The sequence below is a fragment of the Pseudoclavibacter sp. JSM 162008 genome (assembly GCF_041366455.1).
Taxonomy (GTDB): domain Bacteria; phylum Actinomycetota; class Actinomycetes; order Actinomycetales; family Microbacteriaceae; genus Pseudoclavibacter.
Map to the genome: position 1 here is coordinate 147,176 of NZ_JBEWYX010000005.1, position 15,249 is coordinate 162,424.

Genomic DNA, 15,249 nt, shown 5'->3' on the forward strand with positions numbered 1-15,249 from the left:
CTCAGTCGGCGAGCTCGGGCGGCCAGACGACGCTGAATCGTTCGAGGACGATCTCGTGCTCCAGAGTGAACTCCCGGCCGGCGGCGGCGCGCGTGCGCTCCCAGTAGCGGAGGTGCTCGCGGCGCCAGCTGTCGAGGCTGCGGTCGTCTTCACCCTCGTCGTAGGCGAAGGCGGCGTCGACGCTGTCGAACGTGCCGATGCGCAGCTCTGTGCTGCGGATCACGGCGACTGGCGCGCCTCGGCCATCGCAGGCGATCCAGTGCGAACCGATGCGGGGGAGCGGCTCGCTCTCCTCAGCGAACTCCTCGACGAGTCCTGCGGTCGCGCGCTTCGGGCCGTGGGTCACGAGCGCGAGCAGCTCGTCGGCGAGCTCGACGCTGTCCCCGAAGTACTCGACCGTGTAGTCGGACGCCGACGCGGCGGCGCCCTGGTTGGCGGCGCGGTACTCGTCCCACATCACGGCGGCGGCCGCACGGTCGACGCTCGGGAGCTCGGTGCGTCCGAGCGCCTGGTTGCTGTTGCTGCCGCTGCTGGTCGCGTCCGTCACCGCGTCATCTCCCCGCCGCGAGGCCGCGACTCGTCCTCCGCCTCGCCGCGCAGCGCCTCCACGATGGGGCGGAACTTCAGCTGCGTCTCGCGGTACTCGTCCGATGCGTCCGAGGAGGCCACGATGCCGCCGCCCGCGTATGCCGTGATCGACCCGCTCGCGTCGATCTCCGCACCGCGGAGTGCGACTGCCCACTCGCCGTCGCCGCCAGCGCCGACCCAGCCGACGGGGCCGGCGTAGCGCTGCCGGTCGAACGGCTCCAGAGCCAGGATCGCGTCGAGGGCAGCCGGGGTGGGGGTGCCGCCGACCGCCGCCGTCGGGTGGAGGGCGTCCACGAGATCCAGCACCGTCACACCGGTCGGGAGGGTGCCGCGGATGTCGCTCGCCAGGTGCCAGAGATTCGGCAGCTTGAGCGTGAAGGGGACGCGGCTGCTCGTGAGACCTGTGCCGGGGTCGTCGTGCGTGTCGAGCGTCTCGAGGGACGCGAGCGCGCTCTCGACGGCGTAGCGGTGCTCGGCGAGGTTCTTCTCGCTGTGGCGGAGCCGCGCCTCTGCGCGTGCATCCGCTTCCTCGTCGGCACCGCGCGGTGCAGTGCCGGCGAGCACACGAGCCGAGACCTGACGCTCGAGGACCCGGACGAGCGTCTCGGGGCTGGTGCCGGTGAGGCCGTCGACGGCGTAGGTCCAGCACTCGGGATACGCGGACGCGAGGCGCGCGAGCAGGCGGCGGCGGTCGGCGCCAGCTGGGAGCCTGCCGTGCTGTTCGCGTGCCAGGACGACCTTCGAGAGGTGGCCCGTGTGGATGAGGTCCAGTGCCCGGTCGATCGCGCGGCGGTGCTCGTCGGACGACATGAGGCCGTCCTCGAGGATCGCCGTTGCGTCCGTCTCGCCGAACGGCTGAGCCTCAGGCAGGCGTGGCTTCGGCTCGGATCCGTCCGCGGTGATGGCGGTCACGAAGGAGACCGCGCCGCGGCGACCGACGATGAGCTCTGGCACCTCGAGCACGCTGCGCGCCCCGGACTCGGCCGCGAACGCGAACGCCCCGAAGGCGACGAGGCCGGAGCCGGTGGTGTTGACGGTGTCGTCGATGTCGGCCGACTCGACAACCTGCCGCCAGGCCTCGGCGGAGTCTGGGATGCGCGCCTCGCCGGTGAACTCGCCCCGCCAGGCACGTCCCGAAGCGACGATGCCGTCGCCCTGCCGAAGCCACACGAGGGGGGAGGTCGGGGAGGCGAAGCGGAGGAGATCGCCGGAATGCGGCACCTCGATGGTCCGCGCGCGCAAGCGGGGAGCGTTGACAGCTGGCACGACCGCAAGCCTAGACCCGGCGCGAAGGGCGGCCCCGGGAGTCCGCCTGAACGCGGCCAGGGCGAAGCCTGCGCCGCAACGTAGGATGATCCGGTGACCAAAGCCGACCTGAACAAGCGACCCGAGCAAGTGTCGTCGATGTTCGACCGTGTTTCCAAGAAATACGACGAGACGAACGACATCCTGAGCATGGGCAACGCGCCGCGCTGGCGTGTGCAGACCCGCCACGCGATCGCCCCGCAGCCGGGTGAGAAGATCCTCGATGTCGCCGCAGGCACCGGCACGGTCAGCAAGGTCCTCGCCGACGCTGGTGCCAAGGTCACCGCCCTCGACTTCTCCGCCGGCATGATCGAGGAGGGCAAGCGCATCCACGGTGCCAACCCACGCATCGAGTTCGTGCAGGGTGACGCGACCAAGCTCCCCTTCGACGACAACACGTTCGACGCGTCGACGGTGAGCTTCGGCCTGCGCAACGTGCAGGAGCCGAAGGTCGCACTGCGGGAGATGCTGCGTGTCACGAAGCCGGGCGGACGCCTCGTCATCGCCGAGTTCTCGACGCCGCCGCAGGCCATCATCCGCACGGGCTACCGCGCCTACATGCAGCTCGCGATGCCGAGCATCGTGAAGCTCGTGAGCAGCGACCCCGAGGCATACACGTACCTGAACGAGTCGATCATCGCGTGGCCCGCGCAGCGTGAGCTGGCATCCTGGCTGCGGGAGGCGGGCTTCGAACGGGTCAAGTATCGCAACCTCTCGGCTGGTGTCGTCGCGCTGCACAAGGCATTCGTCCCGCTCGCCGAGACCGGCAGCGCCCCCAGCTAGGGGAGACGGAAGCCAGCAGGCACCGGCCCAGCGCCACCTGCACCCCAACCCAGTTCGTGCGGAGATCTCCTTCGGACGGAACACCTGAACCACCAGGAGACATGAGCGTGGAGCTCCCCAAGACCGAACAGCGCCGCAAGGCGCGAAGCACCGTGGTGCCGGGCGGAACCGACGACCTCTTCGACGGTCCGAAGTCCGACGTGCTGCGAGAGCGGCTCGACGCTGGATTGGCCGCGGTCGAGGCCCGCCTCCGCGCCGAGGTGCAGTACGCCGACGAGATCGCCGACGTCACCGCCCGCTACCTCCTCAACGCCGGCGGGAAGCGCCTGCGCCCCATGCTCACGGTGCTCTCGTCGCAGTTCGGCGAGACGCCGGGCTCCGACGATGTCATCACGGCAGCTGCCGCGGTCGAGCTCACGCACCTCGCGTCGCTCTACCACGACGACGTCATGGATGAGGCCGAGCTGCGTCGAGGCGTCGCCGCCGCGCACCTCCAGTGGGGCAACTCCATCGCGATCCTCGCCGGCGACCTGCTCTTCGCCCGTTCGAGCCTGCTTTTCTCCGAGCTGGGCCTTCGCGCCGTCCGGCTGCAGGCTTCGATCTTCGAGCGGCTCGTGCTCGGGCAGATGCGTGAGACGACCGGGCCGTCGGCCGGCACCGACCGCATCGACCACTACGTGGGTGTCCTCGCCGACAAGACGGGCTCCCTCATCTCCGCCGCCGCTCAGTTCGGCGCGATCGTGTCGAACGCACCAGAGCCGGTCGTCGCGGCGCTTGCCGAATACGGCGAGCGGGTCGGCGTCGCCTTCCAGCTCGCCGATGATGTCATCGACCTGCAGCAGAACCCGGACACGACGGGCAAGCTCGCGGGCACCGACCTGCGCGCGGGTGTCGAGACCCTCCCTGTGCTGTTGCTGGAACGCGAGGCGGCGACCGACGAAGCGAGCCGCGACCTGCTGGAGCGCATCCGCACCTGCGTCGCCGGCGTCAACGAGCAACCGGAGGAGACTCGCGCGAGCGAAGAGGAGATCTCGAGCATCATCACCGAACTCCGCGAGCACCGCGTGACGCAGCTCACGATCGACGAAGCCCAGAACTGGGTGACGCTCGCCGTCGAAGCCCTGCGGCCGCTGAAAGCCGGCCCGGCGAAGAACGCGCTCGAGCGCTTCGCCGCGGAGGTCGTCAGCCGCGATCGCTGACCGAGGCGTCCCGAGACGGCTCACCCCTGACCCCTTCCGGAGGACGACACCTCGCGAGCCTCCACCTCGACCCGTCCTGGAGGACATGTGACCACGCTCCGCCTTGCCATCGTCGGCGCAGGACCAGCCGGCATCTACGCGGCCGACATCCTGCAGAAGATGGAGCGCCAGTTCGACCTGTCCATCGACCTGTTCGACAAGCTGCCAGCGCCGTACGGGCTCGTGCGGTACGGGGTCGCCCCTGACCACCCGCGCATCAAGGGCATCATCAACGCCCTGCGCGAGGTGCTCGAATCCGGTGTCATGCGGGTGTTCGGCGGAGTGGAGTTCGGCAAGGACATCACGCTCGAGGACCTCAAGCAGCACTACCACGCGGTGATCTTCTCGACGGGAGCCATCCGCGACGCCTCCCTCGACATCCCAGGCATCGAGGCGCAGGGAAGCTACGGGGCCGCGGACTTCGTGAACTGGTACGACGGGCACCCCGACGTGCCCCGGACGTGGCCGCTCGACGCTCGCGAGGTCGCCGTCATCGGCAACGGCAACGTGGCGCTCGATGTCGCGCGCATGCTCGCGAAGCACCCGAAGGACCTCATGTCCACCGAGGTGCCGCAGAACGTGGTCGAGGGCCTCGAGGCGAGTCCCGTCACCGACGTGCACGTCTTCGGGCGACGCGGGCCCGCGCAGGTGAAGTTCACACCCCTCGAGCTGCGTGAGCTCGGCGAGGTGCCCGACGTGGACGTCATCGTGTACGAGGACGACTTCGACCGCGACCCGGCGGCCGCCGAACTCGCGAAGACGAACAAGCAGCTCATGGTCATCGGGCGCATCATGGGCAAGTGGCGCGGAGAGCGGGAGCTCACCGCCTCGCGCCGCCTGCACCTGCACTTCTACTCGAAGCCGGATGCGGTGCTCGCGGAGGACGGGCCAGACGGTGAGCGCGTCCGGGCGCTGCGGATCGAGCGCACGGAGCCGGACGCCGAGGGCGGCGTGCGCGGGACCGGCGAGTTCGTCGAGTACCCGGTGCAGGCCGTCTACCGGGCCATCGGCTACTTCGGCTCGCCGCTCCCCGGCGTGCCGTTCGACGAGCATCACGGCGTCATCCCGAACCGTGAGGGGCAGGTGTGGGACGACGACAACCAGCAGGTCAACGGGATGTACGCGACGGGGTGGATCAAGCGCGGCCCCATCGGCCTGATCGGGCACACGAAGTCGGACGCACTTGAGACGGTGACGCACCTCGTCGCGGATCAGGGCAACTGGTGGACTCCCGCCGATGCGAGCGAGGCCTCCGTCGTCGAGCTGCTCGAAGCGCGTGGGGTGCGCTTCACCGACCTCGCTGGGTGGCGTCGTCTCGATGCGCACGAGCTTGCCCTCGGCGAGGCGAATGGCCGTGAGCGGATCAAGGTTGTGGATCGAGACGAGATGACGAGGATTTCCCGGGGCGAATAGGGGTTTTGGTCGTCGTTCAAGAAGTGGGGAGTTCTGCCCATCGCGGAACGCTCGTTCACCTCGTACGCTCGGAGTACGCACAGAGAGCGGAAGAGATTTCGGGCCTGAACCGGTCCGAGTCAACACTTCAGCCGGCGGCTGAGCCGCGTCGCAATGGTCGTTCTGACCGCGGCGCGACACTGGGGGAGCTCGCCGTCGGCTGGAGATTTTTTGCCGGGACGGTTCCGGGAATCGTTCGGCGAGATCAGCGCAGTTGGCGCAATGGGGCGGCGCTACTGGATGACGCTGGTGAGGCGGGCGACGTTGTCGAGCGCGCGGGTCAGGATGGGCCGCTGCCGCCACTCGTCGAGGGTCAGTTCGAAGCTGCGCTGCCTGTATCCGTTCTCGACTTCGCGCATCCGGTTCACGAACTCTTCGCCGTGCACCATGAGCATGAGCTCTGCGTTGAGGGTGAACGAGCGCATGTCCATGTTGCTGGAGCCGATGAGGGTGACGGAGTCGTCGAAGGTGATGTGCTTCGAGTGCAGGATGTAGGGGCGGCGGTACAGCATGATCTTGACGCCGGCGCGGAGGAGCGCCTCGTAGTAGGACCGCTGGGCGTGGAAGACGAAGAACTGGTCGGCGATCTCGCCCACGAAGAGTTCGACGCTGACGCCTCGCTGCACGGCCGTAGTGATGGCGTACATGAGTGAATCGTCTGGTACGAAGTAGGGGCTGACGATGACGATGCGCTCCCGCGCTGCGTAGAGCAGCTGGTTGAAGAGGCGCAGGTTGTTCTCGTTCTCGTAGCCGGGGCCGCTTGGGACGAGCTGGCACGGGAACACGTCGTGCTGGTCGCCGGATTCGATCTCGGCTTCCGCCTCGTCGGGTTCCGGGGTGACCGGGTCGTTCTCGAAGACGTCGGTGAGGAGCTCTTCTGTCTCGGCGTACCAGTCGGAGATGAAGACGGCGTTGACGCCGGTGACCATGGGCCCCTCCATGCGGAGCATGAGGTCTTTCCACTTGAGGTCGTCGCCGCCCGGCTTGGGGCCGCGGTGGTAGTCGCGGGAGATGAGGTTCTGCGAGCCGAGGTAGGCCGTGCGGCCGTCCACGACGAGCAGCTTGCGATGGTTGCGCAGGTCGACGCGCTGCATGCCGCCCTGCCACGGGTAGAGCGAGAGCATCCGGTGCCAGTCGGCGCCGATCTGGGTGAGGCGGTGCTTCATCTTCTTGTAGCCGCGGTAGCGCATCGAGCCGACATGGTCGAAGAGGACGCGGACGGTCACGCCGCGCTGCACGGCGCGGTCGAGCGCGTCGAAGAACGGGGCGGTGGCGTCGTCGTGGCTCATGGCGTAGAAGAGCACGTTGACGTAGCTCTCGGCTTCGTCGATCTCGTCGGCCATTCGACGGATGGCCCGATTGTAGGTGCCGTGCAGCTCGAGGCGGTTGCCGTCGGCGAGGGGGATCGCGGTGAGGTGCTCGCCGAGCTTGGTGACCTGGGCGAACCACGAGGGGCTCGTGATGACCTGCTCGGCCGGGGCGATCTGGTCGGTGGCGTCGCGGATGATGCCGTCGACCTGAGCCTGCATGCGTCGGCGGCGAGTTGGCAGCTGGTTCGTGCCGAACAGGAAGAAGAGGACGACGCCGAGGTAGGGGATGAGGATGATCGTGATGATCCAGGCGAGTGCCGTCGTGGGTCGCCGGTTTCGGGGGATCACGACGACCGACGTGACGATGATGAGCACGTAGACCGTGGCGACCGCGCCGAGCCAGAATCCGGTGAGGCCGAGTTCCGGGTACCAGGGCATGAGCGCGCCGATGGCCGTGCTCGGGTCGAGCGCGGCCATCGGCGCCCCCGGGGGCACTAGCGGCGGTTGACGAACTGGAGGTCGACGTCGACGTCGGCGCCCTTGAGCAGCGCCATAGTCGCCTGCAGATCGTCACGGCTCTTCGACGAGACACGGAGCTCGTCGCCCTGGATCTGCGCCTTCACGCTCTTGGGGCCTTCGTCGCGGATGAGCTTCGTGAGCTTCTTCGCGCTCGGCTGGTCGATGCCCTCCTTAAGGGAGGCTTCGATGCGGTACTCCTTGCCGGAGGCGTACGGCTCACCGACGTCGAGCGTCTTCAGCGAGAAGCCGCGCTTGATGAACTTGGTCTGCAGGACATCGAGCACCGCCTTCACGCGCTCTTCGCTGGAGGCCTTGAGGAGGAGCTTCTCGCCAGACCAATCGACCGTGGCGCCGACGCCCTTGAAGTCATAGCGCGTCTCGAGCTCCTTCTGCGCCTGGTTGACGGCGTTGTCCGCCTCCATCTTGTCGACCTTGTTAACGACATCAAACGAGGAATCTGCCATGCCCACCATGGTAGCGAGGACCGCCGACAATCTCGTGAGCGGGGGTGCGTCCGCGTCGTTTCGACAAACCGGGTGGAAGTCGGTAGTCTCTAGCCTGCACGTTTGCGCTTCGCGCTGTGCACTGGCGAGTTACCCAAGCGGCCAAAGGGATCTGACTGTAAATCAGACTGCTCAGCATTCGGGGGTTCGAATCCCTCACTCGCCACGAACGCCATGACGCGAGACATCCACCGGATGTCTCGCGTCATTGCTATCTGGGCCTGGTCAGGCCGACGTCCCGGACGCCATCACGCCTGCGACGCCATCACGCCAGCGTGCCAGGCGTCGAGGAGACGCGCGACCGTGCGCGTCTGCTCCCACGGCATGGCGCGTGACTCGAGGCGACCGTCCCTCAGCGCGCGCGACACCGCATCCGCCTCGGCCGCGAACGGGTGCACCTGCGCCACCTCGATGCGACGCCTCTGCCCCTCGTGGATGTGGCTGAGCACGTTCGGCGACAGGTCGCGGTCGCCGAAGGCGTTCTCGAGGGTGATCCAGCCGCCATCTCCGACGATGTCGGCGCGCTTCGTGAGCTGGGTGTCGATGGAGCATTCGACGAAGGCGGTGAAGCCGTCCGCCTCGACGCTGGCGGAGGAGTAGACGTCGACTCCAGCCTCGATGCGTCCGTGCGGGTTCGCGAGGTGCAGCTCCGGAAGCGCGATGCCGGCGGAGGCCGCGGCGCTGACGGCGAAGGAGACGGGGTAGCCGCCGACATCGAAGATCGCTCCGCCCGCGAGCTTCGGGTCGAACAGGCGTCCGTCCCTGCTGCCGGCCGCGAAGCCGAACTGGGCGTGCACGTGCAGGGGCGCGGCGACCTGGCCCCACTTGAGGCGACGGTCGACGGCACGGGCAAGCGGGCTGAAGCGGTGCTTGTAGGCCTCCACGACGGGCAGGCCGGCGCGCTCGGCAGCCTCGAGGACCCGTTCCGTCTCGGCGGCGCTCGGGGCCAGCGGCTTCTCGCACAGCACTGCCTTCCCGGCCTCGAGCGCTGCGATCGCGAGCTCCGCGTGCGTCGTGTGCACGGTAGCGACGTAGACGGCGTCGATGTCATCGCGCGCCAGTACCTCGGAGTAGGTCCCGGAGACCGCTGCCCCGTAACGGGCGGCGAAGGCCGATGCCCGTTCGGCGTCGCGGCTGGCGACCGCTCGCAGCTCGCCATGTTCGGAGCTCGGCAGCCACGTCGCGAACGACTCCGCGATCGCACCCGGCCCGAGGATGGCCCACCTGGTCTTCTGCATGACGCGAACCTACCCGAGCGGTCCGTCGAGCATCCACTCGTGGTTCTCGTGGGTGCTCTGCGAGGAGCCGCCCTCGCCGACGCTGGCCGGGAGCACGCCGATCCCGCACCTGGGCGTCACCCGCACAGACGCTGATCGTTCACTCGCGAGGACCAACCGCGGCGACGGCCGGGCCAGAATTGGCGCACAGCTTTCGACGAGGACCGGAGAAGACCGTGACCGCACCGCGTTCATGATGACGGGCATCGCTCTGGGCGTCGGCTTCGCGATCGCCCTGCAGGCCGCCTTCGACGACATGGCGAGCAAGAAGAAGTAGCAGTCACACCGTCGCGGCGAGTGCCAGCGTCGCGAGGGGCACGATGATCGCGACCCCCACGAGCCCGAGCGCCACGAAGCGCATCCAGGAGATCGTCACGCCGAGCGACACGAGACGCTCGTGCCAGAGCAGTGTCGCGAGCGAGGCCCACGGCGTGACGAGCGGGCCGAGGTTGACGCCGATGAGCAGAGCGACCAGCCGGGCAGGACTCTCGGCGACTGGTTCGAGGGCGAGGTAGGCGGGCAGGTTGTTGATGCCGTTGGCGCTCGCGGCGCCGATCGCCGCCAGCTGCAGGAGGCTGAGCGGGTCGTCGCCGCGTCCCGAGACGGCGGCGAGCAGCTCGCTCAGCCCGTGCGCGTGGGCGGCCTCGACGAGCACGAACAGCGACCCGGCGATGCCGAGCGCCTGCCAGGGCACGAGGCCGAAGCGCACCGCATCCCGCCGACGCGCGGCGAACGCGCCGACGAGCAGGAGCGCGGCGGCGCCCGCCGGAACCGCCACGTCGACGCCGGAGACCAGCAGTGGCAGCAGCAGGGCAGTGACGACCGACGAGAAGATCAGCAGCGGCCGGTCCGGAATGCTCGTGGGCGTCGGCATGCGGTACCGACGGTCGAGCTGGCGGCGGAAGACGAACGACAGGATGGCGGCGCTCGCGACCACGCCCACGAGCGCCGGTGCCCACGTCAGCGCGAGGAACTGGAGAGGCCCGCCCTCGAACGACCGAGCCGCGAGCAGGCTCGTGAGGTTCGAGACCGGGAGGAAGAGGGATGCGGTGTTCGCGAGCCAGACGGTCGCGAGCGCGAACGGGATGGGTGAGACGCCGACGTGCACGGCGAGCAGCACGACCACCGGGGTGACGAGCACGGCGGTCGTGTCGAGAGAGAGGAAGGCGGTGCTCACGACAGCGAGCAGGAGCACGAGCATCCACAGCAGCCACAGGCGGCCCCGGCCGAGCTTCGCGAGCCGGTCGGCGAGCGCCGAGAAGACGCCGGCCTCGCTCGCCAGCTCCGCGACGATCGTGATGCCCACGACGAACGCCAGCACGGGTATCACCCGCTCGCCCAGCTCCAGCAGCTCGGGAGCTGGCAGCACACCGGTGGCCGCGACGACGACCGCCGCGACGACGAGCACGGCGGTGGCGATGAGTGGGGCGACGCGGGACGCGGGGGACTCGGCCATGGCTGAGCAAGTTTAGGCCCGCGATACGGCCCCGATGTCGGTGCTCGCTCGTAGGATTCGAGCATGAGCGCGAACGATGACGTTGCGAGCCGCGAGGCGGCCGTCGTCGTGAGCGCGCTGCGTGTCAGACGCGGCGGCAAGGCGGTGTTCGACGGGCTGGACCTCTCTATTCCCCGCGGGCAGATCACCGGTCTCCTCGGGCCATCCGGATGTGGGAAGACGACCCTCATGCGCGCCATCGTCGGCGTGCAGAAGACGGCGGGTGGCACCGTGACGGTGCTCGGCGAGCCCGCCGGATCGCGGCAGCTCCGCTCCCGCGTCTCCTACGCGACGCAGGCCGCATCCGTCTACGACGACCTGACCGTGGCGCAGAACCTCAGCTACTTCGCGAGCCTGCTCGGAAGCAGGCGGGCTGACCTCGGCGCGCTCATCGACCGCGTCGGGCTCACCGGGCAGGCCAGGCAGAAGGTCGAGTCGCTGAGCGGCGGGCAGAAGAACCGCGTCTCCCTCGCGGTGGCGATGCTCGGGGACCCGGAGGTGCTCGTGCTCGACGAACCCACCGTCGGTCTCGACCCCGTGCTGCGCCAGGACCTGTGGGCGCTGTTCCGCTCACTCGCCGACGATGGCGCGACCCTGTTCGTCAGCAGCCACGTCATGGATGAGGCCATGCGCTGCGACCGCCTCATCCTGATGCGGGATGGCCACCTCATCGCCGACACCACCCCGCCGGAGCTCCTCCGTGAGACAGGCGCCAGCGACGCGGATGCGGCTTTCCTCGCCCTCATCGAACGCGGCGATACGAGCCACGGGCGACACGCGGGGTCCGAGGAAGGGGCCGCATCGTGAGCCCCACCAGAACGTTCGCGACGGCCGGGCGCGTGCTCAGGCAGCTCCGCCACGACCCGCGCTCCATCGTGCTCATGGTCGTCGCCCCGAGCCTGCTCGTCGGCCTCTTCGCCTGGCTGTTCTCCGAGCAGGACGGTGTGTTCCAGCGGCTGGGCCCGGCGATCCTGGCGTTGTTCCCGTTCATCATCATGTTCCTCATCACGAGCATCACGACCCTCAGGGAACGCCGCTCGGGCACGCTCGAGCGGCTTATGACGACGCCGCTCGCGAAGGGTGACTTCATCGTCGGCTACGCGCTCGCGTTCGCCGTCGCGGCGGTGGCGCAGGCCATCGTCACCGTGGCGTTCGCCGTAGTCGTGTGCGGCCTGAGCGTGGAGGGCCCGCTGTGGCAGCTTGGCCTCGTCGCGGTCGCGGATGCGCTGCTCGGCACCGCGCTGGGGCTGCTCGCGAGCGCGTTCGCGCGCACCGAGTTCCAGGCAGTGCAGTTCATGCCCGTGCTCGTCATCCCGCAGATCCTGCTCGGCGGTATCCTCATGCCCCGCGACCAGATGCCGGACGCGCTGCAGGCGATCTCCGACTGGCTGCCGCTGAGCTACGGCATCGACGCCATCAACGCGGTCACGGCGGGGAGCTCGGCATGGGACCTGTGGGCGCCCGTCCTTGTCATCTTCGCGTTCGCGGTCGGCGCGCTCATCCTGGGCTCGCTCACCCTTCGCCGTCGAACCGGGTAGACGCTACTTGGCGGCGACGCTGTCGAGATGCTCGCGGAGCGCGATGATGATGTCGTCGCGCGTCGTGTTGCGGGCGTGGGCGAGCTCCTCGATGAGCCAGTCGAGCGTCATGTAGTTGGCGTGCAGCAGGTTCGACAGCTCGATGTTGACCTTCACCTGGTTGGGGCCGCCGTCAGCCGGCAGCTCCGCATCCGGGTCGCCGTCGGAGTCCAGCCCCTGCCCCTGCTCGACCTGCACGACGAAGGCACCGACTTCGACGAGTCGCTCATAGGCGAGCGCCGCGGCATCTGGCGACACCTCCGTGACGGAGACGGCGTCGAGCAGCACGTGCGCTGCCTCTCGGCTGGTAGCTGGAGTGGACATGCAACGAGGATAAGCGCGCACTTCGAACAGACAGTCAGGGTCCATCCATGCAAGGCACAATCGGGGACATGAGCAGCAAACCCACAGCGAAGGCCCGCCCCACTCCAGACGCGCCTGTCGTGGTCATCGGGGACGCCATCGTCACGGAACTGCAGGAGACGGAGGCGCGTGGGGGACTCACCCGCCGCAGCTACGTGAGCGGCTCAGCCCTCAACGTCACCATGGCGCTCGCGCGCCTGGGGGTGCCCGTCGCCCTCATCGCGAGCATCGGCGACGACCCGGACGGACTTCGCATCCGCGACCACCTGCGGAAGCGGGGCATCCAGTTCGCGCCGTCGGTGTCGCTCGCGGGCACCGGGCGGGCCGTCGGCGAACCAGCCGACGGGGAGCCCCTGTACACGTTCGACGACGCGGCCCGGGCCCGCCGCATTCGCTTCGACGACGAGCAGGTGGCGCTCATCCGCGCGGCGCCGTTCGTCGCGATCTCCGGCTTCGCGTTCGACGACAAGAAGCAGCACAGGCGGCTCCTCGAGGCCGTGATCCGACCGCAGGAGCGTCTGCTCCTCGACCCGAATCCGCGCCTGGGGCTCGTCGAGGACCCAGGCGCGTTCCTCGACAACTTCGAGCGGCACGTGTCCAGCGCCCTGTTCGCGCACCTGTCCGACAACGACGCCGACCTGCTCTTCGAAGCGCCCCTCGACGAGGCGACCAGCGACATGCTCGACCTCGGCGCCACCCACGTGCTCGCCACGGAGGGCACGCGCGGCGGGCGATGGGTCAACCGGGCCGGCATCGATGTGGCCGAGCCGATCGTCGAGCTGCCAGGTGAGATCGTCGACACGATGGGGGCCGGCGACGCGGTCTTCGCGACCGCGGTCGCCTCCATCGCGCAAGGCGGGGTGCCGCACGAGGCGGCGGATGCGCGCCGAGTGCTGCAGCGAGCGATGACCGTCGCTGCCGCCACGGTGCGCGTCACGGGCAGCTTCCTCGCCGCGGACGACGACCTGCCGCCCGCCGCCGACGCGTAGGCCGCGACCTCCCGGCGGTCTCGGGATGGAGAAGTCGCTTCGTGCTGGGGAACTTCCCGCAACGAGGTGATTTCCCCATCCCGAAACCGTGGGCCGGTGGGGCAACTACTCCGACGAGGCCGCTGACGCCGGGCCCGAAGCCGAGCTCGACGCAGGCGCCACTGCTGCCGCCGCGCGCTCGCGCTTCTGCTTGCGTTGCACGGAGACGCCCGCGACGATCGAGATGCCCGCGATGATGAAGCTCGTCGTGACCTCGATGAGGCGCGTCTCGCCCGCGAAGAACATGTAGATGAGCAGCGCGGAGAGCGCGACGATGACCACCCAGGTGAGCCACGGGAAGCCCCACATGCGGATGGCGCCCTTGGTGATCGCGTTCGGGTCCTCGCCGGCGGCGACGGCGTCTTCCGCGAGGATGCGGCGCGAGCGCAGCTGGGAGACGGCGATGACGATCCACACGAAGATCGCGACGGCGCCCGTCGAGTTCACGAGGAACGAGAACACGTACTCGGGGGTCGTGTAGTTGAGCACGACCGAGAGCAGGCCGACGACGGCGGATGCGAGGATCGCGACGTACGGGGTGCCGCGCTTCGAGACCTTGCGGAACGCCTTCGGCGCCTCGCCGCGACGCGACAGCGAGAACGCCATGCGGGACGCGGTGTAGAGCGACGCGTTGAGGGTGGAGAGCAGCGCGGAGAGCACGATGATGTCCATCGCGAGGGCTGCCCAACCGATTCCGGCGGTGTTCAGCATCGTCACGAACGGGCTCACGCCTGCCGTGATCTGGTCCCAGGGCAGCACGATGAGGACCACGAGGATGGAGCCGATGTAGAAGAGCAGGATGCGCCACACGACCGAGTTCACGGCCTTGCGCACCGCCTGGGCTGGCTGCTCGGACTCGCCGGCCGCGATGGTGGCGACCTCGGCGCCGAACATGGAGAAGATGACGGGGAGGAGCGCGGCGAGGATGCCAGCGACGCCGAACGGGGCGAAGCCGCCGTCGGCCGGCGCGAGGTTCCCGAACGTGGCCGTGTTGTTCGGGATGACGTGCGCGATGAGGAGCGCGCCGACGATGATGAAGATGATGATGGAGACGATCTTGATCGACGCGAACCAGAACTCGAACTCGCCGAACGACTTCACGCTGATGAGGTTCGCGGTGAGGAACACGAGGGTGATGATGAGCGCCGGGATCCACTGGGGAACCTCAGGCAGCCAGCCGCTGATGATGACGGCGGCGGCCGTGGCCTCGATGCCCACGACGACCACCCAGAACCACCAGTAGAGCCAGCCGATGGAGAGGCCGGCCCACGGCCCGATGAATCGCGTCGCGTAGGCCGAGAACGATCCGGTCTCGGGCGAGATGGAGGCCATCTCGCCGAGCATCCGCATGACGAGCACGACGACGACGCCCGCGAGGGCGTAGGCGAGGATGACGGCGGGGCCGGCCGCGAGGATCGCGGTGCTGGAGGCGACGAGGAGGCCCGCGCCGATGACGCCGCCGAGGGCGATCATCGACAGGTGGCGCGGCTTGAGCGTGTTGGCGAGGGCCTCGCCCTGCTCGACGGCCGGGCCGCGGCGCGACTGGTGGCCACGCTCGCTCAGGTCGCGGCCCTTCTCGGTGAAGACGGCCTCGGTGTGGGGTGCTGCGGCACCCTCTGGAATCTGGCCGTCAGCGCTTGGGGACGTCATGGATCACGTTTCTCCTGGTGAAGGGAACCCCGGGCGTCGCGCGTTCGCTGAAGAGTCAGCACATGAGGGAGGAGCGCGCTGGGCGCCTCGAGGTCGGTACTGAGCAAGGGTAGGGGGCGTCACACGTCCCGTTCACCTTGTGTTCATAAGTGACGTGGGTG

The 15,249-nt window shown here is 68.9% G+C and carries 15 protein-coding genes and 1 tRNA gene; 8 read left to right on the forward strand and 8 right to left on the reverse strand.

What is annotated here, in order from left to right; translation table 11 throughout:
- Position 1 precedes the first annotated feature (1 nt).
- Both ABVF28_RS06080 and ABVF28_RS06085 read right to left on the reverse strand, forming a co-directional pair.
- The gene (locus ABVF28_RS06080; RefSeq protein WP_371029870.1) at positions 2-457 is read right to left on the reverse strand and encodes an ASCH domain-containing protein; all 456 of its coding nucleotides are present in this window, start codon (positions 455-457) and stop codon (positions 2-4) included.
- A gap of 86 nt (positions 458-543) precedes the next feature.
- The gene (locus ABVF28_RS06085) at positions 544-1,854 is read right to left on the reverse strand and encodes an isochorismate synthase MenF (RefSeq protein ID WP_371029824.1); all 1,311 of its coding nucleotides are present in this window, start codon (positions 1,852-1,854) and stop codon (positions 544-546) included.
- Between the two features lie 93 nt (positions 1,855-1,947).
- On the opposite strand from ABVF28_RS06085, the gene ABVF28_RS06090 reads away from it, so the two are divergent.
- The 3 genes from ABVF28_RS06090 to ABVF28_RS06100 all read left to right on the forward strand — a co-directional run bounded on the left by ABVF28_RS06090 (position 1,948) and on the right by ABVF28_RS06100 (position 5,327).
- The gene (locus ABVF28_RS06090; RefSeq protein WP_104310978.1) at positions 1,948-2,676 is read left to right on the forward strand and encodes a class I SAM-dependent methyltransferase; all 729 of its coding nucleotides are present in this window, start codon (positions 1,948-1,950) and stop codon (positions 2,674-2,676) included.
- 101 nt (positions 2,677-2,777) lie between these two features.
- Positions 2,778-3,875 (forward strand): polyprenyl synthetase family protein, encoded by a 1,098-nt coding sequence (locus tag ABVF28_RS06095; protein ID WP_371029825.1) that lies wholly within the window; start codon positions 2,778-2,780, stop codon positions 3,873-3,875.
- Positions 3,876-3,962: 87 nt separating this feature from the next.
- Positions 3,963-5,327: an FAD-dependent oxidoreductase gene (locus ABVF28_RS06100; protein WP_371029826.1), complete on the forward strand. Its 1,365-nt coding sequence runs from the start codon at positions 3,963-3,965 to the stop codon at positions 5,325-5,327.
- 272 nt (positions 5,328-5,599) lie between these two features.
- Here the strand turns inward: ABVF28_RS06100 and cls are convergent, their stop codons facing one another.
- Together cls and ABVF28_RS06110 are read right to left on the reverse strand one after the other, a co-directional pair.
- The gene (cls, locus tag ABVF28_RS06105; protein WP_371029871.1) at positions 5,600-7,114 is read right to left on the reverse strand and encodes a cardiolipin synthase; all 1,515 of its coding nucleotides are present in this window, start codon (positions 7,112-7,114) and stop codon (positions 5,600-5,602) included.
- A gap of 56 nt (positions 7,115-7,170) precedes the next feature.
- Positions 7,171-7,659, reverse strand: coding sequence for a YajQ family cyclic di-GMP-binding protein (locus tag ABVF28_RS06110; protein WP_371029827.1), 489 nt, complete (start codon positions 7,657-7,659; stop codon positions 7,171-7,173).
- Between the two features lie 123 nt (positions 7,660-7,782).
- Here ABVF28_RS06110 and ABVF28_RS06115 point away from each other — a divergent pair.
- Positions 7,783-7,864, forward strand: a tRNA-Tyr gene (locus tag ABVF28_RS06115).
- Positions 7,865-7,946: 82 nt separating this feature from the next.
- Here ABVF28_RS06115 and ABVF28_RS06120 read toward each other — a convergent pair.
- Positions 7,947-8,936 (reverse strand): Gfo/Idh/MocA family protein, encoded by a 990-nt coding sequence (locus ABVF28_RS06120; RefSeq protein ID WP_371029828.1) that lies wholly within the window; start codon positions 8,934-8,936, stop codon positions 7,947-7,949.
- Here ABVF28_RS06120 and ABVF28_RS06125 point away from each other — a divergent pair.
- Positions 8,935-9,252, forward strand: coding sequence for a hypothetical protein (locus ABVF28_RS06125; protein WP_371029829.1), 318 nt, complete (start codon positions 8,935-8,937; stop codon positions 9,250-9,252). The genes ABVF28_RS06120 and ABVF28_RS06125 overlap by 2 nt on opposite strands.
- A gap of 3 nt (positions 9,253-9,255) precedes the next feature.
- Here ABVF28_RS06125 and ABVF28_RS06130 read toward each other — a convergent pair whose 3' ends face one another.
- Positions 9,256-10,431: an SLC13 family permease gene (locus ABVF28_RS06130; protein WP_371029830.1), complete on the reverse strand. Its 1,176-nt coding sequence runs from the start codon at positions 10,429-10,431 to the stop codon at positions 9,256-9,258.
- A 63-nt stretch (positions 10,432-10,494) separates the two neighbouring features.
- Here ABVF28_RS06130 and ABVF28_RS06135 point away from each other — a divergent pair, with 63 nt between their 5' ends.
- Together ABVF28_RS06135 and ABVF28_RS06140 are read left to right on the forward strand one after the other, a co-directional pair.
- Positions 10,495-11,277, forward strand: coding sequence for an ABC transporter ATP-binding protein (locus ABVF28_RS06135; RefSeq protein WP_371029831.1), 783 nt, complete (start codon positions 10,495-10,497; stop codon positions 11,275-11,277).
- Positions 11,274-12,008 carry an ABC transporter permease gene (locus ABVF28_RS06140; RefSeq protein ID WP_371029832.1) on the forward strand — a complete coding sequence of 245 codons (735 nt, stop codon included), beginning with the start codon at positions 11,274-11,276 and terminating at the stop codon, positions 12,006-12,008. The genes ABVF28_RS06135 and ABVF28_RS06140 overlap by 4 nt, the downstream gene beginning before the upstream one ends.
- Positions 12,009-12,011: 3 nt before the next feature.
- Here the strand turns inward: ABVF28_RS06140 and ABVF28_RS06145 are convergent, their stop codons facing one another.
- Positions 12,012-12,371, reverse strand: a complete 360-nt coding sequence (locus tag ABVF28_RS06145; RefSeq protein ID WP_146080713.1) for a hypothetical protein — start codon at positions 12,369-12,371, stop codon at positions 12,012-12,014.
- A gap of 68 nt (positions 12,372-12,439) precedes the next feature.
- On the opposite strand from ABVF28_RS06145, the gene ABVF28_RS06150 reads away from it, so the two are divergent.
- Positions 12,440-13,399: a carbohydrate kinase family protein gene (locus ABVF28_RS06150; protein ID WP_371029833.1), complete on the forward strand. Its 960-nt coding sequence runs from the start codon at positions 12,440-12,442 to the stop codon at positions 13,397-13,399.
- Between the two features lie 105 nt (positions 13,400-13,504).
- Here the strand turns inward: ABVF28_RS06150 and ABVF28_RS06155 are convergent, their stop codons facing one another.
- Positions 13,505-15,088, reverse strand: coding sequence for an amino acid permease (locus tag ABVF28_RS06155; protein WP_371029834.1), 1,584 nt, complete (start codon positions 15,086-15,088; stop codon positions 13,505-13,507).
- Positions 15,089-15,249 lie beyond the last annotated feature (161 nt).